Source organism: Pseudomonas sp. I8001 (genome assembly GCF_013385345.1).
In the GTDB taxonomy this organism is placed as follows: domain Bacteria; phylum Pseudomonadota; class Gammaproteobacteria; order Pseudomonadales; family Pseudomonadaceae; genus Aquipseudomonas.
The window spans coordinates 1-17,587 of sequence record NZ_JACAQC010000050.1; the positions used below are offsets into that span (position 1 = coordinate 1).

The 17,587-nt window shown below is 61.3% G+C and carries 16 protein-coding genes; 11 read left to right on the forward strand and 5 right to left on the reverse strand.

Annotation, left to right across the window (positions count from 1 at the left end; all coding sequences use genetic code 11):
* Nucleotides 1–71 precede the first annotated feature (71 nt).
* The gene (locus HX839_RS26895) at nt 72–998 is read right to left on the reverse strand and encodes a carbon-nitrogen hydrolase family protein (RefSeq protein ID WP_177067973.1); all 927 of its coding nucleotides are present in this window, start codon (nt 996–998) and stop codon (nt 72–74) included.
* Nucleotides 999–1,090: 92 nt separating this feature from the next.
* On the opposite strand from HX839_RS26895, the gene HX839_RS26900 reads away from it, so the two are divergent.
* A complete protein-coding gene (locus HX839_RS26900; RefSeq protein WP_177067974.1) occupies nt 1,091–2,008 on the forward strand; it encodes a LysR substrate-binding domain-containing protein in 918 nt (305 codons plus the stop codon).
* On the opposite strand, the gene HX839_RS26905 is transcribed toward HX839_RS26900, so the two are convergent.
* Nucleotides 1,983–2,234: a hypothetical protein gene (locus tag HX839_RS26905; RefSeq protein WP_003217960.1), complete on the reverse strand. Its 252-nt coding sequence runs from the start codon at nt 2,232–2,234 to the stop codon at nt 1,983–1,985. The two genes, HX839_RS26900 and HX839_RS26905, sit on opposite strands and share 26 nt — an antisense overlap.
* 175 nt (nt 2,235–2,409) lie before the next feature.
* Between HX839_RS26905 and HX839_RS26910 the strand changes: the two genes are divergently transcribed.
* Nucleotides 2,410–2,730 carry a YqjD family protein gene (locus HX839_RS26910; protein ID WP_003217958.1) on the forward strand — a complete coding sequence of 107 codons (321 nt, stop codon included), beginning with the start codon at nt 2,410–2,412 and terminating at the stop codon, nt 2,728–2,730.
* A gap of 40 nt (nt 2,731–2,770) precedes the next feature.
* Here HX839_RS26910 and HX839_RS26915 read toward each other — a convergent pair whose 3' ends face one another.
* Nucleotides 2,771–3,808, reverse strand: a complete 1,038-nt coding sequence (locus HX839_RS26915) for an Ldh family oxidoreductase (RefSeq protein WP_177029466.1) — start codon at nt 3,806–3,808, stop codon at nt 2,771–2,773.
* Nucleotides 3,809–3,978: 170 nt separating this feature from the next.
* Between HX839_RS26915 and HX839_RS26920 the strand changes: the two genes are divergently transcribed.
* Nucleotides 3,979–9,093 carry a dermonecrotic toxin domain-containing protein gene (locus HX839_RS26920; protein ID WP_177067975.1) on the forward strand — a complete coding sequence of 1,705 codons (5,115 nt, stop codon included), beginning with the start codon at nt 3,979–3,981 and terminating at the stop codon, nt 9,091–9,093.
* Between the two features lie 41 nt (nt 9,094–9,134).
* Here the strand turns inward: HX839_RS26920 and HX839_RS26925 are convergent, their stop codons facing one another.
* Nucleotides 9,135–9,404, reverse strand: a complete 270-nt coding sequence (locus HX839_RS26925; RefSeq protein WP_003217951.1) for a PepSY domain-containing protein — start codon at nt 9,402–9,404, stop codon at nt 9,135–9,137.
* A gap of 152 nt (nt 9,405–9,556) precedes the next feature.
* On the opposite strand from HX839_RS26925, the gene HX839_RS26930 reads away from it, so the two are divergent.
* From HX839_RS26930 to HX839_RS26960, 7 genes are all read left to right on the forward strand, one after another.
* A complete protein-coding gene (locus HX839_RS26930; RefSeq protein WP_177067976.1) occupies nt 9,557–10,552 on the forward strand; it encodes a FecR family protein in 996 nt (331 codons plus the stop codon).
* Between the two features lie 318 nt (nt 10,553–10,870).
* Nucleotides 10,871–11,317, forward strand: a complete 447-nt coding sequence (locus HX839_RS26935) for a hypothetical protein (RefSeq protein WP_003217947.1) — start codon at nt 10,871–10,873, stop codon at nt 11,315–11,317.
* A gap of 1 nt (nt 11,318) precedes the next feature.
* A complete protein-coding gene (locus tag HX839_RS26940; protein ID WP_102605640.1) occupies nt 11,319–11,876 on the forward strand; it encodes an adhesin in 558 nt (185 codons plus the stop codon).
* Nucleotides 11,877–11,955: 79 nt separating this feature from the next.
* Nucleotides 11,956–12,651 (forward strand): hypothetical protein, encoded by a 696-nt coding sequence (locus tag HX839_RS26945; RefSeq protein ID WP_177067987.1) that lies wholly within the window; start codon nt 11,956–11,958, stop codon nt 12,649–12,651.
* 61 nt (nt 12,652–12,712) lie between these two features.
* Complete coding sequence (locus tag HX839_RS26950; protein ID WP_003217941.1) at nt 12,713–13,393, forward strand: C39 family peptidase; 681 nt, start codon at nt 12,713–12,715, stop codon at nt 13,391–13,393.
* Nucleotides 13,394–13,430: 37 nt separating this feature from the next.
* Nucleotides 13,431–14,180, forward strand: a complete 750-nt coding sequence (locus HX839_RS26955; protein WP_177067977.1) for a hypothetical protein — start codon at nt 13,431–13,433, stop codon at nt 14,178–14,180.
* Nucleotides 14,181–14,229: 49 nt separating this feature from the next.
* Entirely contained in the window at nt 14,230–15,543 is a 1,314-nt protein-coding gene (locus HX839_RS26960) for an autotransporter domain-containing protein (protein ID WP_043224814.1), read from the forward strand.
* A 65-nt stretch (nt 15,544–15,608) separates the two neighbouring features.
* Here HX839_RS26960 and HX839_RS26965 read toward each other — a convergent pair whose 3' ends face one another.
* Nucleotides 15,609–16,937, reverse strand: a complete 1,329-nt coding sequence (locus tag HX839_RS26965) for a sigma-54 dependent transcriptional regulator (RefSeq protein ID WP_177021142.1) — start codon at nt 16,935–16,937, stop codon at nt 15,609–15,611.
* A gap of 344 nt (nt 16,938–17,281) precedes the next feature.
* Here HX839_RS26965 and HX839_RS26970 point away from each other — a divergent pair, with 344 nt between their 5' ends.
* Complete coding sequence (locus HX839_RS26970; RefSeq protein WP_003217933.1) at nt 17,282–17,542, forward strand: hypothetical protein; 261 nt, start codon at nt 17,282–17,284, stop codon at nt 17,540–17,542.
* Nucleotides 17,543–17,587 lie beyond the last annotated feature (45 nt).

Here is a 17,587-nt window from a genome sequence, read left to right on the forward strand (position 1 = left end):
GGGCTTTTCCAAAGTGAGCCGCTGTAAGAGCGGAACCATAAGCCGCCGTTACCGAAGAAACGGATATGTACTCAGTCAACAATAAACCGCACCCCCGCCCTAACCCGCTCATCCACGGTCAATTCGAAAATATCCGGCCGGGCATAATGCCCAACCACATCATAGTCATACCGCGCCCGCACCAAATCATCCGTATCAATCCGCGCCACCAGCAACCCCACCCCACCGAGCAATGGCCCGGCAAGAACGTCCCCCATGGGCCCGACAATCACACTGCCCCCCGCGATCAGAGGCCGATCCACCGGCCAGTTCGCCACCTCCACGCCCAACGCCTGGGGTGACGCCTGCACCTGACACGCACTCACCACAAAACACCGCCCCTCATGGGCAATATGCCGCATGCTCACCTGCCACATTTCCCGCTCATCCACCGTCGGCGCGCACCACACTTCAACACCCTTGGCGTACATCGCGGTGCGCAACAACGGCATCATGTTCTCCCAGCACACGGCGCCACCGATGCGCCCTACCGCGGCATCAACCACCGGCAACGTCGAACCATCACCCTTGCCCCAGATCAGCCGCTCAGTGCCGGTAGGCATCAATTTGCGATGCCTGGCCACCAACCCGCCCACCGGCTCGAAATACAGCACCGTGCAATACAACGTGCTGCCACTGCGCTCGATCACGCCCAACACCAGGCTCGCCCCGGTGCGCGCCGACAAGCCGGCCAGCGCTTCGGTCTCCACGCCCGGCACATCAATCGCATTGGCAAAATACCGCGCAAAGGCCTCGCGCCCTTCAGGCAGGCGATACCCCAGCTGGGTGCCGAAGCCTTCACCCTTGGGATAACCCCCGAGCAACGCTTCCGGCATCACCACCAGTTGCGCACCGCTGCGCAGGATTTCGTCCTCGTAGGACAGGATCTGTTCCAGGGTCTCAGCCTTGCCACCCGGCAAGGAACCGATTTGCAGCGCAGCCACGGTAGAAACAGGCATCACGATCACTCCGTATCAATGGGGGTTGCCCATTCTCCGGCCAGCGGCAATCATGAATAAAGCCCGCTTCGCTGCTAACTGATATGAGCCATATGAATATCGCCAACATCGATCTCAACCTGCTGAAAACCTTCGAGGCCCTGCACGACGAATCCAGTGCCAGCCGTGCCGCCCTGCGCCTTGGCGTCACGCAGTCGGCGATCAGTGCAGCCCTGCGCCGCTTGCGCGATGTGTACGGCGATCAGTTGTTCGTGCGTACCGGCCGGGGCCTGGCGCCCACCTTGCGGGCCAATCAGTTGAAGCCGGTGATCAGCGAAGCCCTGGATCGCTGCCGCCAGAGCCTGGCGATGGTGGATCCCCTGGGCAATCACTATCAGGGCCGTTCGGTGGTGGTGGGGTTATCGGATGATTTCGAAATCGCCTACGGCCGGCGGCTGATTGAAGAGATTGCCCGGCGTGCGCCAAAGCTGCGGTTGATGTTCCGCCAGACCCACAGCCAGATCGTTGCCGACGCCCTGCTCGACCGCAGCCTGGACCTGGCAATCACCGCCGGCGGGTTTGCCGAGCGCCGGTTGAGCCGGCAGGTATTGGGGGAAGGCCATTACGCGTGCCTGGTGGACCCCGACAGCCTGGCGCCGGGACAACAGGCCATCGACCTCGACGAGTTCGTCAGGCGCGAGCACGTGCTGGTGTCATCCGGCGGGTTTATCGGGATCACCGACGAGGGCCTGGCCGCGCAGGGGCTGAGCCGCCACGTAGGTGCCTCGACCACGCACTTCGCGGCGCTGCCGTTCCTGCTCAAGGGCAGCCAGGCGGTGGCGACCATCCCCGGCCATGCGGCCCAGGCCATCGCGCAGATGACCGGACTGAGGGAGCTGCCTTGCCCGCTGGCGCTGCCGCGTTACCCGGTGGAGCTGGGCTGGCGCACCCAGGCGCAACTGGATCCGTTGCTGCTCAAGGTGCGCGAGGCAATCGAGGCTTGTTTTACTTCGCCGCCATCAGGCGATTGACTTCACTGCGCACCATGTTCGAGAACTCCGGCGGTGACATGCCGTCCAGTTCTGCACGCACCCATTCGGCCCATTTGCCCTTGCGCTTGGCGCGTTCGCCAAACAGGCGGGCGGCCTCACCCTTGGCCTTGCCCAGGTTGCTTTGCCAGAGGTCGTAGAGACGGGACTTTTCATCTTCCAGCGCGGCGCGCTCGGCGAGGGGCTTGTTGGCCAGATTGAAGCTCATGTTGAATTACCTGCTGCACAAATAGGTGACATCTTACACTGTAGGTTGAAATTTCCTGGCCTGGATTTCTCCTAAGCTGACCACAGGAAAAAAACTGCAACTTTTGCCCGCTTCAAACACTCCATTCTTCATCAAGCGCATTCATTGCCACATTCACCCGCAAGGAGTTAACCCAATGGCTCGCAAATCTGCCGCCCAAGCCGTCGAAGACCAAATCAAGGACCAAGCCTTCAGTGAACTGACCGCACTGATCGAAGAATCGGACAAGCTGCTCAAAAGCAGCGCGTCACTGGTGGGAGAAGAAGGTGAAACCCTGCGTGAACAGGTCGCCATCAAGCTCAAGCAGGCGCTGGACTCGGTGTCCAATGTGCGCGAGCGCAGCAAGCCGGTGGTGGATGCCACCGAAACCTATATCGGTGGCCACCCATGGCAGACCGTGGCGATTTCCGCCGGGTTTGGCCTGGTAGTCGGCCTGTTGCTGGGCCGCCGCAACTGATCTGATGCAACGGCTGCGCCCTCCCCGGGCGCAGCTCGCTTCAGGCCTGTGCCAACACCCGCAACCGACTCAATTCCTGCGTTTCGATCTCAATTCCGCCTGCCTGCGACTTCGCCCGTGTGCGATGGCGCCGATCCCCCGGTAAACGCCGCAACCCTGCCGCATGCATCTGTCGCACCAGCTCCTGGCTGCGCTCGGCGAAGCTCTGCCCGGCGGTCTTGCTCGGGTCGATCACGATCAGCAGTTGGCCGGTCCATGGGGTGCGGGCGCCGGGGTGATCGGACCAGTTGAACTCAAACGAGAAGTTACCGCCCGTGAGGGCCGCGGCCAGCAGCTCGACCATCATCGACAGGGCCGATCCCTTGTGCCCGCCAAACGGCAGCAGCGCGCCGCCTTCGAGGATCGCCTTGGGGTCCTGGGTCGGTTGGCCGAGGCTGTCCACGCCCATGCCGGGTGGCAGGCGTTCGCCCTTGCGCGCGGCAATCTGCACGTCGCCATGGGCGATGGCGCTGGTGGCCAGGTCAAACACGATCGGCAGGCCATCGGCGCGGGGCGCGGCGAAGGCAATGGGGTTGGTGCCGAACAGCGGGCGGTCGGCGCCGTGGGGCACCACGCAGGTCATGCTGTTGACCACGCTCAAGGCCACCAGGCCTTCTTCAGCAAAAGGCTCGACATCCGGCCAAAGCGCCGCGAAGTGGTGGGAGTTATGGATCGCCAGCAAGGCAATCCCGGCACTGCGGGCCTTTTCCACCAACAGCGCACGGGCGGCTTGCAGCGCGGGCTGGGCGAAGCCGTTAGCCGCATCCACCCGCACAAACCCGCTGGCCACATCCTCGACCACCGGCACCGCCTTGCCGTTGACCCAGCCACTGGCCAGGGTCGAGACGTAACCGGGAATACGGAATACACCGTGGCTGTGGGCACCGTCGCGCTCGGCGCTGGCGCAGTTCTCGGCCAGCACCTGGGCCACATCGGCCGACGTACCGTGGCGGACAAACACCTGGCGCAGCAGGTCGGTCAATTGCGCATAACTGAGTCGCTCTGATGAAGACTCGACATCCAAAGGCGATGCAGACATCTGAAGCTCCCGTTTAATTATTGGAATGGGCAACAGCGTACAAGAATCGGTCCGTCGATTAGACAGGGTTTGCCCCATGGCTGTCGACAGGGAGCGCCAGACATATCTAGCCCCTCGTGGCGCCAGGCCTGGATAGGTTGCAGGCACGCAACTCTTCAAGGATCAGGATGATGAGCCACACCCCTCTCCCGTATTTTTTCCCCGAAGCCATGCGCGTGGGCTGGAGGGCGCTGGACCGTGAGCGCCAGCTGAACATCGACAGCAGGGACATCGAGTTTCTCGGCAAGGTGTTTTTTGCCAGCGATGCAGGCCGTCGCCAACAGTCGCCGCCAATGATCGCGCAGCGCATCTGGTTGAATAAAAGCACTGCCAATGCCGTCGAACTGGCCGGCAGCTTCATGATGAGTTCAACCAGCGCCTACCCACATGCCTGGCTCTACACCCCGTACGGCGGCCTGGAAAAATTCGAAAGCCCCGCCCACTTGCTGACAGCACTGACCGAGCGCTTGAAAACCCCGGACAGCGCCACGCAACTGCTGTACTTCCTGCCCTTGCAGCAACAACCATCGCCGCTACTCGACAACCGACTGGTGCTGACACCGGAGGCCATGCTCGGCGACGTATTGGGTGAACAGGAAAAAACCCTAAGGCGCTATCAGGAGAATAATCGCCAGGCGCTGCTGGCGGCGTTGAAACAGTTGCCCGCCCTCGGCGCCCTGCTTTCAAAACTGCTCGAAAGCGTCTGCCGCCCACTGTTCCCCGGGCTCAGCCCCGACGAAGCCCACGTGAGTTTTTTCGCCATACAGCCCGTTGGGTACACGGTGCCTCGCTGGCTCGACTCGCTGCAACTCAATGACGCGGTGCTGTTGTACTACCGTGAACAAGCCTGGCCCGCCGGGCAAACCCGGGAGTTCTTCCACCCCAAGCGGCCTGCCGACGCCAAGGCCCGCGACACGCAGCGTTGGGAAACCGCGATCAAACAAGCAGCCGGCCAACTGATCCCGTTCCTGCACAGTGCACTGGAGACGTTCTGGAACAGCGAGATCGCACCGGGCGTGTCGCGTCGGGCCTGGTTCGCCCGGGCCATGGCCGCCAATGCGCAACTGGATCTGCTGTTCAAGCGCCAGCAATCCATCATCAGTCCGGAGCAAAGCCGGGCATTGGCAGCGCTGTACTCTTCCCGGGGTAACGAGGCCCCCCCGAACAGCCAGACGCTGCGCGTCGAGAACGTACAGATCTGGGAGCAGCCGAGCAACGCCGTCGAGCTGGCCAGCACCTTGATGATCGGCAATTCGCAGACCTTTCTCTACACCCCCGAGAAGGGCCTGCAGGTGCTCGGGACCTACGACGACCTGATGGACACCCTCAAGGCCATGGTCAAGGCGCCAGGCTATGAAGACGACCTCTACAACCTGATGTCCCTGGAGGAGCGGGCGCTGTTTGTGGGGTTCAAGACGCCGCAGTTTTCCGGCACTCCCATCGCCGGCAATCTGTTTGAGCAGGTGCTCGAAACCATCATCGGCAAGCAGCAACAGAACCTACGCTACGCACTCGACCTGTACCGACGCACCCGCGCCGGCATTGACCCCTCCGCCTTGCTCGACTACGCGCTGGATGTGCGGTACATGGTCGACAGCCACCTCCCGGGCCTGGATACCGCGGGACGCTGGACGCCTCATTCGGTACTGGCCGACCCGACTCGCCCGGTGTCGCTGGCCGCCGAACGTGCCGCCCTGCTGCAAAAGCAGATGACCGATATCCAGGACACGCTGGCAACCCAGGTGCGAGCGCAACCCACATTGGCGAACACCGTCAATCAGGCGCTCACCGCCGAGTTCAACCGCCGCGGCTTGGCTGGCCACGATCCCGGCAAGATCTACGTCAATCGCTACGCCGCCAGCGCAAGCGCGACACCCGCCACTGCGCCCCTGGAAAGCCAGAGCCTGCGCAGTTACTTTCTTGCGCGCCTGATACACAAGCGCGGGCCGATTCCGCAAACGCCGCACTATGGCCTTTACGCCAGCCAGGGCGATGGGGCTGTCACACCGCTGGGCGGCCTGGACATAGCGCAAGCCAACGCAGTGCTCGATGCCGCACTGGTCAAGTTTCATCACTCCAACATTGCCGATATTCCCCGCGAATACCTGGAACAGCTCAAGGCGCCGATGGCCCATGCCATGGCGGTGGCGATCCAGGGCGAAGCCAGGCTCAGGCGCCTCAACAACAGCCTGGACGCGCGTGATGAGGCGATCGCGCAGACGGTGTTTGATCTTCAACACCCTGATCGCCGCCGGCGCCAGGGCCTGGGTGGATTCATCCCGGATGCCTATGCGTTGACCGTCGAACCCGAGGGCCTGACGCAACGGGTGCCCCTGGCGCATTGCTTGATGCTCACCGAACGCGGTGGCCTGGCCCCGTCCCACTCAGGCCGGGCCGTGCTGTGGACGCCGGCGCGCGGCCTGGAGAGTTTCGCCAACGTCAGCCAGTTGCAGACAGAACTGCAACGACGACTGGCCGCCCCGGACCTTCGCAGGCAGCTACTGGCCAATCTCGACCCGCGCTATCTCAAACCGCACCAGGCCTGCGCACTCGGTCAGTTCATGCTGATCAACGGCCCGGTCGCACAGCACTGCCAGCAGTCCTGGATTGATCATTACAGGGCACAACGGGCTCACTGCCTCACCCTGACGCTCTCAGGGGACGCCTTGCTGAAGCGTCTCGGGGGGCTGGAAAAGGCCTTGCCGGCCAACGACCTGGGCCATGCCTCACAAATCGCCCAGACCTTCATGGCACAACAATCACTGCCCGCCTGGCTGGGGATGGCGTCTGTCAGCCAACAGCGTCGCCATGTCGAAATCCTTGAGCAATACCGCCACAGCCTCACGGACGACAAGGACTACCTTGACGATTTCCTGCCGCTGCCAGCGTATCTCGGCAGCAAGCTCATCGACTTGTTGCAGCCCTATGACGTGCGCCCGCAAGACGTCTACATCCTGCCCAAGCTGGTATTGGCCGGCCAGCGGCAGAACCTGGTGGACTACGCCCTCAATCACGTCAGCCAGCAAGCTGCTGCATTCGATGTCGAGTCCACAGCCGCCGGCCTGACACCTGCTGTGGTGCGCCAGATCCTCGCGCGCCTGCCCCTCAAGCAGGACCACCAGGCTTGCCTGGTCGAAAAACTCACCCCGGGCAAGCCGGGCGCAGATGTGCGGGAGCGCCGGTTTATTCGGCAACTGCCCTGGCAACTGTTGCAAAATGCCCACGCGCTGAGGCTGCAGGAACTGTTATCACCCGCGGGCCTGAGCCTGGTCGAACAGGTCCTCGACATGCCGGACGCGCTCGCCCGCGCAGCGGTCGAGGGCGCGACCTCGACAGTGCGTCCGCTGGAGTTGATCGCCACGGCGGGGGCCCGGTCCATCAAGGCCCTTGGGGTCTACTTGATCAGTGCCGTCGAAAGCACTCCGCTGGTGATGTATGCGCCCTATGGGCCGCAACAGGCGTTCCAGGAGTTCGACAACGAGGCGGATCTGATTCGCCGGCTCAACCTGCCCGGCCCCTTGCAGGACTGGGTGATCGGTCGCCTGCCAGAGGCTGAGCAAGCCACGTATAGACACCTCTGGGCCAGCACGGTCGGGGGAACCTCGGAAATCACCCTGGGGGCCAATCCGATCAAGGGCCACGCCCTCAAGCAGTTGTACCGCGACAACATCGGATTGATCTCGAACCTGTTTGAACAGCAATCCCAGGCCAACGGCCGGTCAGCCTGGGACACCCTCAAAGCCTTGTTCAGCAGCGGACTGCAGCACGCGCAGGCGCTGCTGCCGGGCAAACTGATGGTGCCGCTGGTGATCTGGCAAAGCTACAAACTGTTCCAGGCCTCTGCCGAAGACTTGCAGCAACACCGCTGGCGCGAGGCGCTGCAAACCTTCATCGGCGGTGTCGTGCAAATGGCCTCGATCCGCGCATTGATGGATGAACCCTCGACACCAGGCACCGCCCCCGCGCAACCCGCGCCGACGCAAACGGCCAGTGCCTGGCACGACATCGACGTCACCGCCCGGGCCCGAACCCGGCTGCAAGCGTACGAAGCCTGCGACATCAGCCTGGAGGGCCTGACGGCAGGCAACACGGGCGTCTACACAGCGACGGACAACCGGCATTACCTGCCGTGCGCAGGCAAGGTCTACCGCGCCAGGCAGGTCGAAGGCCATTGGCGGCTTTTCAGTGCACGGTCCAAAGGACCGTTTGTGCGCCTGGATGCCAACCGCAAATGGACCCTGGACCCGGGCGCATCAGTTCGCCGCCACGGCCCCGGATGGAGTGCAATGATGGACCGCCGTGAGGTGCGGACAGCCGTGGACCAGGTGATGAACGTCGAGGCCCGCGGCCTGGCCGAGATTCGGCGTGTGTCGCCCTCCAGGGCCCAGGCGATCGTCGAGGCACTGGACCTGGCAACCTTCTACCTGCACAACTGCCAGCAGAACCTGAAGCTGCTCGACCACCAGTATCCGCCCGTGACCCGGGTGCATCGCTTCATCAACCGCTTCTTTGGCATCCCGATAGACGCCGACACCGGCCCGGCCAAATTTCCGCCAACCCTCGCGCAAAAGCTCATGGACACGGTGACCGACATTCTCGATGAGGCGCTGGAGCCGGCACTCTACTCGCTCAATTCCCGGCGTTTCGTCTCCGGTGCGCATATTGCCGAACCCGAACGGCATTGGGCGTTTACCATCGACGGCGACCCGGATCGACGCATCTACCTCACTGAAAACTTCTTCAACCCCCCTACGGCCGATTTCGAAGGGCGCCTGATCAATCACTTCGACCAAAGAGCCCATGCCCGCGCGGCCACCTTGATTCATGAGTTGACTCATATCGTGAGCAATACCGCCGACGTCGCGTACCTCAATTCCACATCACCTTTTTCCGACCTGATTGAAGTACAGACCCAAGCCGGTCGCGTTCTTCAGGACTGGCTGCGCAACGTGCAGGAGAATGCGTACTCGATCAACACGCCTGTTGGGCAATTGTTCAAATCAACGGACGCGTGGGGGCCTACCGGATTCGACCTGGGGACCGACCCGGAAGATGACTACATCAGGCAGCAGATTCTTGCCACGACCGGAGGCGTGGACTTGAGCAATGCGCGGGGAATTTTCAAAACCAACCTGACGCGGCGGTTCAACACACAGATGGATAACGCCGACTCACTGACCTTGCTGATCACCACCCTGGGGCGCCAGTTGGACCCCGTGCCTTCGATTGCCGAAGCCACACCGTAACAGACAGGGTGCGGGCCGAACGCCCGCACCCGTCAGTTCATTCAGTCTTTCTGATCGCGCAACACATTGCCCGACTCACCGTCGATGCGGAACTCATAGACCACGCCATCGGCCTTGCGCCCCTCACCTTCCCAATAGCCATCGTTATCGGCTTCGATCTTGTAGATCTGGACGTAACCAGCCTTGGTCTTGGCGGTCTCGATGGCTTTTTCGATGGTGATCCAGCCTGCGCCCGGTTTGTCCGCCAGGGCGGCTCCAGCACTGAGCAAGGCGGTGGTTGCGACAACGGCGGCTAAGGTTTTCTTAAGCATTTTCGTGCTCCATTAGGGAATGAGTGTTACCGGTCCTGAATTTTTTAGGGCCCTGCAGACGAGAATTAGTTCCAATTGATGTGCATTCGCCATGATGGCTGTTCTCGCCGTCCTGCTGTGGAGGTTAGAATGTCGGAAATCAGGATGAGTTAATGACAGATAAGTCCCTATCAGAAGCCGAATATGACGCCATCACCGATGCCGCTGCGCACTGGTGCATGCGTCTGCACGCTGGCGATTGCACGACGGCGGAGCGTCAGGCCTTCGAGCAGTGGCACGATGCGCATCCACTGCATGCCTTCGAATACGCCGCGATGCTGGAAATCTGGGACGTTGCCGATCACTTGCCCCGCAGCGAGCCGGCCCCCGTCGTGGCGCGACGACAACCTCGCAGCCGTTTGAGGAACTACGCGGTAGCGGCGGCGATATGCCTGGTGGCCTTGCCACTGGCGGCCTTTACCGGCTGGGAAGCAGGCTGGCTGCCCAGCTCGTACAACCATTACGAAGCTGAAAACAGCTTGCGCCAGGTCACCCTTGACGACGGCAGCCAGGTTGAACTGAATCTGGGCACCGAACTGGTCTACAGCAATTTCAAGGATCAGCGCCGGGTTACCCTGAAAAAAGGCGAGGCGTTTTTCAAGGTCAGCCATGACGCGCAGCATCCGTTTATCGTCCACGCCGGTGACGGCCAGGTTCGGGTGACCGGCACTCAGTTCAATGTCTGGAAATACGAAGACCATGTGCGGGTCATGCTGCTGCAAGGCTCGGTGCTGGTGAGCAGCGACGACGCCCACAGCGGCCTGCGCCTGTCACCCGGGATGCAGGCCAGTTACAACCGTGGCGACGCCAGCCCCCTGGCCCAGCCGATTGCCCCGGGCGACACCGCCCTGGCCTGGCGTGACGGCAAGCTGATCCTCGACAATCTGGCCCTGGCCGACGCGTTGCCGTTGATCAACCGCTACCTGAGCAAACCGGTGATGCTGGCCGACGCCGGCACCGGCGCGATCCGCATTGGTGGCATCTACAACATCAACGAGGTGTCCAACCTCGTCCCCTCCCTGCCCAAGGTCCTGCCGGTCTACCTGACCCAGAACCAGGACGGCAACCCCGTGCTCAATTCCATTCCGCGTAAAACCCCAAAGAGCTGAGCCAGGGTCATGGGCCTGCGCCCTCCTCCCGGATGCTGCCTGCGTCAAATCGTCCATTTTTGAAACACTTGCACCGGCTGAGCTGACAGCCGGCTGCGGAGTGCCGGGTTTACGGCGCGCAGTGTTTCATCCCTGAGACACCTGCCAGGCGGGCTGGACAGGGACCTGTCGTCTCACAATTGAAACACATCCACTGCGCGTTCTTTCTCCCGCGCTCATAACCCCATGAATGTCATCACAAATTCAAAAGCGGCACAGCTCCTGCTCTCTTCCTGACAGCGCTGTTTAGGGTCAGCGCCAAGAATAAGGAATGCCGTCGTGAAGACACTTAATCCAGGCTCATTGAGCCTTCTGCTGATCAGCTGTGTACTGAGTACCAGCGTGAGCCTCCCGGTGCTCGCGGCAGGCGACGGTGTGATCGTGATTCAGCGCACCGTCCAGGGCCACATGGCTGGCCGCACCGCTGGCGTCGACCCCAACCCGGTCACCGTCAATGCCAATTCTTCTCCACAGATCCTGCGGGCCACCAGCGAGCTGAGCGACAACGACTACGCCAACATCAGCAGCGGCTCCAGCATCACTCGCGCCATCCTGCCTGGCGGCAACCTTCCCGGCTTGACCAACAACGGGGGTGGCGTAGGCCTTGGTGGCGGCGCAGCGGCCGGCCATGGTGGCGGCTCCAGCCTCTCGGGGCAGATCAACGGCTCAATCTCCCGCGGCATGGCGCCTTTGAACAATATCGGCAGCCTGATGGGAGGCCAGTGAGATGAACCATTCCTGGTTGTTCCTGGCGATCCTGGGCTGCTCGGCGGCCATGGCTGACAACAGCGCAGTGATCGACAACTCCGGCAAGCAATACAACGGCATCGTCTCGATCAACCAGGCGGCCGGCAGTCAGCAACAACAGCTCAACAGCCGCGCGATTTCGGCGGGCAGCAACTCCCAGGCGGGCGGCGCCCTCAGCCAGACCATCGGCGGCGCACCGGCCGATCGCTCCCAGAACGCCAAGGTGGCGATCCAGGGCAGCTCTTTCAGCAATGGCAGCGGTGTACTGGGCGTCAACCAGTCGGCCGGGGCCAGCAACCAGATGATCAATGCGGTGCGGATCAGCGTGAATGCTGGCCCGCAAAGCATCGACGACAGCGTCATGTCGCAACAGAACGTGGCGCTGTCACCAAACTCAGGGTTCACCTCTACCACTGGCAGCCGCCAGGTCGTCACAAGCGACCAGGCCTTCACCGGCAGCCGTGGAGTGGTACAGGTGAATCAGAGTGCCGGGGTGGGGAACCGCATGGCTAACGCCCTGAACGTACAGATCCAATGATTCATTGGAGCTCGAAGCTGGACCGTACCAACACTTAACCAACTAATTAGAAGCAAGGGGAAATACCATGAAAACTACAATGGCTCTTAAACCACTGGCCTTCGCTCTCGCTGCAATCATGGCTGCCGCCGCACATGCCAACCCACCTACTCATCAGCCTACCGCTGCAGTAGCCGCCGTTTCCGATGCGCAATCGAGCAACCACAATGGCGTGCTCAACCTGGGCACCCAGAACAACGCGTCGGCCAACAACTCGTTGAACGGCAGCAGCGGCAACGCCCAGGCCAACATTGCCTCGGGTGACGGCAACCAACAAGACAACCAGACCGCCATCGCGGCCGGTGATGCAGATGCCGTGTTTGCCCTGGGTACCATTACCCAAGACAACCACAACAACGTCTCGGTGCAAGTGGCTACCCACAACAACGCTTCGCTCAACAACTCGGCCAACGGCAGCTCCGGCAACCTGGGTGTGAGCGTTGCCGCGGGTAACTTCAACCAACAGAAAAACCAACTGGCAATTGCTTCTGCCAGTGGTGCCGCCGCCGCTGCTTCGAGCAACACCACTCAAACCAGCGTCGACAACACCTTCCTCAATACCGTGGCCACTCAGTCTGGCCCATGGGGTAGCCACACTTACCTGCCTGTCGTGAACAACGCCAGCGCCAACAACTCGCTTAATGGCTCTTCGGGCAACCTGGGCGCCAACATTGCTGCAGGCGTGGGCAATCAGCAGGGCAACACCACTGTGATTTCCTCCGGCGTACGTTTCTGATGCAACGGGGCCTTGGCAACAAGGCCCCTTTTTATTCCAGTGTCCACCAGGCCATTCGATCATGCGGATCATCGCCCTCACCCTCCTGTTATTGCTCACCGGCCCGACTTGGGCGGGGCAAATGGCGATTGCCGCCATGCCCGGCGGTGGCGTGATCTTCAAGAAGGTCGAGAGCATCCGTGAACGCAAGTTCGCCAACCTGGTGGAACAGAAAACCGATTTCAGCTGCGGTGCCGCCGCCCTGGCCACCATCCTGCGCCAGGCCTACTGGATGGATGTGGATGAAGACCACATCATCAAGGGCATGCTGGTCAACGCCGATCAGGACCTGGTGCGTACCCAGGGCTTTTCGATGTTGGACATGAAGCGCTACCTGGAAAGCATCGGGATGCGCGCCCGGGGTTACCGGATCAATGCAGACACCCTGCTCACGGTGAAAATCCCGGTGGTGGTGTTGCTGGAGATTCGCGGCTACAAGCACTTCGTGGTGATGCAGCGCGCCGACAAGGACTGGGTGTACATCGGCGACCCGGTACTGGGCCATAAACGCTATGCCCGCGACGACTTCGTCAAAGGCTGGAATGGCATCGTCTTCGCGGTATTGGGCGAAGGTTATGACAAGACCAACGTGCTGCTCGACCCGCCCACCCCACTGACGGCGAAAAACAGAATCAATGAGTTCAGTCCGGTGCGGGACAGTGAATTGATGGACTTCGGTTTTATCCAGAGCGACTTCTTCTAGAAGCGCAATAAGGGGCAGGACGCTCCAGGAGCAAACGATGAACACTTACCGTTGGCTGACGGTCATGTGCCTGGCAGCCTCAATTCCCGCTTATGCGTCGTCGGTGTTCAAACCGATTGAAATAAAGGACTCGGAACTGGCTGACCTGCGTGGTCGCTACGTGATGCCGGGGCGGATCATCAGTTTTGGCATCGTGATGAGCAGTACCTGGACCAATGCCGCCGGCGACAGCGTGACCGGCTCGGCCAGCATGAACGTCAACGCGTCGACCGTCACCCCGCAGTTCTATGTGCAGGTAACCGACAGCCCCACCAAAGTCTCGCCCAACCAGCCGAATGGCACCGGCACGGTGGTCGGTGGTGCCGGCCTGGGCAGTGGCCAGGGTGTGACCCAAAGCGTGCGCGCCGCCGGCGACGGCAACACCGCCAGCAATAACGTGAATATCAATGTGAACCAGAATGGCTTGTCGCCGGCCAATGTCGTCCAGTCCGGACAAGCCCTGGTGGCTGGCCAGTCGGTCACCGGCAGCACGGGTGCCGGCCAGGTCACGGTGTCGGCCGCCAATGGCGGGCTGCAAATGGCGATCCTGGCCAACAACAATCAGGGCAATTCGTTGCAGCAGATCGGCGCCGGGAATGTCCTGCAAGGCACGGTTTTGCAGGGTAACAGCAACTTCGTCAGCAACATGACCCAACTCAATGTGGTGCTGGGCAACAACGGTTTGAACAATTTGGGGCAGAACCTGAACCTGAATCAACTCAGGGGCCTACGCCCTAACGGTTATTGAACTACGCTGTGCCTCGACACTTGCGCATTAGAAAGGGACGGCTTATTCCATGCATCGATCGCTATCGTTACGTGCCGTAATTTGTTTAAGCACGCTCCTGCCCGCATCCATGTTGTATGCCGCGCCGGACACCGACATAGACACATTGAAAAAGGAATTGCTGGAGCTCAAGCAACGCTACGAAGTGCAGCAAAAAGCACTGGCGGTGCTGGAACAACGGGTACGCCAGGTGGAAGAACAACCGGTGGCGCCGCCGCCCAAGCGCCTGGCCAAATCCCCGGCAGACTTCCAGAAAGGCGGCACCACGGTGGCCGGCAACACGCCGGGAGTCGGCGCGGCGGCGGCCTCGGGCGGTGCAGCCGGTGGCGCGTCCTACGGCCAGTCCCTCAAGGATGATTCGGCCCCGGCGCAGAGCGTGAGCAACTTGTATAACGAGGCCAGCGGGTTCTTTGGCAACGGCAAGTTCAGCTTTGAAACCGGCGTCACCTATTCCCGCTACGATGCCCGCCAGTTGACCCTCAACGGCTTCCTGGCGCTGGACTCGATCTTCCTCGGCAACATCAACCTGGACCGGATCAAGTCGGATAACTGGACCGTCGACCTCACGGGCCGCTACAACCTCGACAACCGCTGGCAGTTCGATATAAACGTGCCGGTGGTGTACCGCGAGTCGACCTATCAGTCCGGTGGTGCCAACGGTGGCAGCGGCACCGCGACCTCGGAACAATCGGTCACGCGTGACCCGACTATCGGCGACGTCAACTTCGGGATTGCCTACAAATTCCTCGACGAGAGCGTCAACCTGCCGGATGCCGTGGTGTCGGTGCGGGTCAAGGCACCCACCGGCGAAGATCCGTTTGGGATCAAGCTGGTCCAGTCATCCAGCAACACCAACCTCTTCGTGCCGGAAAGCCTGCCCACCGGCAACGGTGTGTGGTCGATAACGCCGGGTATCTCGCTGGTCAAGACCTTCGACCCGGCGGTATTGTTTGGCTCGCTGTCGTACACCCACAACTTCGAAGACTCGTTCAGCGATATCAGCTCCCAGGTCGGCCAGAAGACCCCGGGGAAAGTGCAGTTGGGCGACAGCTTCCAGATCGGCGCTGGCGTGGCGTTTGCGCTGAACGAGAAGATGAGTATGTCGTTCTCGGTGTCCGACCTGGTGCAACGCAAGAGCAAGCTCAAGCCGGATGGCGGCGACTGGCAGTCAGTGGTTTCCAGCGATGCCAACGCGGGTTACTTCAACGTGGGCATGACGATTGCGGCAAGCGACAACCTGACCATCGTGCCGAACCTGGCCATCGGGATCACACCGGATGCGCCGTCGTTCAGCTTCAGCCTGAAGTTCCCGTATTACTTTTAAGGCATGACAACGGGAAAAGCCCCGCAACGATAAGGGTCGTTGCGGGGCTTTTCGGTTTACCCGCCCTAGCGGATCTGGTGTTTGTGCAGCAACCGGTAGAACGTCGGCCGGGAAACCCCCAGCACACGCGCCGCGACACTCAGGTTGTCGCTGTGCCGGTTGAGCACATCGCACAGTGCCTGGCGTTCGGCACGGTGCTTGTAATCCTCCAGTGTAGCCATCGGCAGCGCGATTGCCTGCTGGCTTTGCAATCCCAGATCAACGGCTTCGATTTGCCGCCCTTCCGCCAGTACCAGGCCCCGCCGCACGCGGTTGGCCAACTCGCGCACATTGCCCGGCCAACCGTGCTCGCCCATGGCCACCAGTGCGTCTTCACTGAAGCTGCGGGGACGGCGGCCGGTTTCCTGGCTGTAGAAGTGTGAAAAATGGTTGGCCAGCATCGCCACGTCACCGTGGCGCTCGCGCAACGGCGCGGTGACCACTTGCAGGACGTTGAGCCGGTAATACAAGTCTTCGCGAAAAGTGCCCTTTGCCACCGCGGCTTCCAGGTCGACGTGGGTGGCCGCCAACACGCGTACATCCACCGCAATCGGCTGGCTGCCGCCGACTCGCTCGATCTGTTTTTCCTGGAGAAAACGCAGCAGGTTGGCTTGCAGCTCCATGGGCAAGTCGCCGATCTCATCGAGAAACAGGGTGCCGCCGTGCGCCGCCTCGATCCGCCCCACCTTGCGCTGATGGGCACCGGTGAAGGCGCCCTTCTCATGGCCAAACAGTTCGGACTGGATCAGGTGTTCGGGAATCGCCCCGCAATTGATCGCCACAAACGGCTTGGCATGGCGCTGGGATTGGCGATGCAAGGTACGCGCGACCAATTCCTTGCCGGTGCCGCTGTCGCCACGGATCAACACCGGGGATTCAGTGGGCGCCAGCTTGGCGAGCAGCTTGCGCAATTCCCGGATGGGACGGCTGTCCCCCAGCAACTCGTGTTCCGGCTGGCCCGCAGGCGCGTTGTTGCCCTTGCCCCGCAGGCGCGCCATGCCGAAGGCGCGGCCCAGGGTGACCTGCACCCGTGACACATCAAACGGCAAGGTATGGAAGTCGAAGAACCACTCACAGACAAAATCGCCGACATTCTGCAGGCGCAGCACTTCCTGGTTAAGCACCGCAATCCACTCGGTGCCGCTGCGGCTGATCAGTTCCTTGACCGCTTCGGGTCGCTCCAGATGAAACGGCTGCAGGCGCAACAAACCCACGTCACAGGAGCGCTCACCCACCGACTCGAGGGCGCAGTTGTCCACGTCCCACCCCGCTGCGCGCAAACCGGGCAATAGCCGGTGGCAGTCATCACAGGGATCGACCACAAGCAGGCGGCGCGGGGCAGGTGTAACAATCATGACTATTCCTTGGCGTCAAAATCGTTAAAGTTATTTAAAAACAACTATTTGCAAAGTCTGCTGGTAACCCTAGCAAGATCTTGACGCACCCTTTGTACCGATTCGCTATAAGTCGCGAACGAACCGGGTCTTTTATGTCAGTCGGGTGCGGTCAATTGCCGCGGCATAACTTTCATGAGGCTTTCAAAATAGCCCCCTTACATGACTTTAATCAGGGAAAGTTAAAAAATCTTCTTCTAACATGTGACCCGCACCCGGTGATCGTGCATCAGTACAAGTAACCAGTCGTTAGGCACGCCCAACCAACGGCTTCCACTTGAATGGGCATTTAGAGAGAAGACCCCATGAACGCCCCGCTCCGCATCAACGAAGCTCTTTTGATCGCAGACCGTGCCTTCCAGCCCTTTCAATGTGTGGCCTGGCACGATGGCAACGGCGCCCTGAGCCTGAGCGTCATCGACCGCACCAATACCCGTATCGGTAGCAAGCAGCTGTCTTCCAGCACTTATACCGACCCGGCACAGCTTGAGAACTTGCTGTTGCAGGCCCGTGCCGAACTCGACAAAGATGGCTACCAGTTGCAATCCTGGGCAATGCCCAAGTAACTGAAGCGTGCGTGAGACGGCACCCGAAAGTGTGCCGCCCGGCTG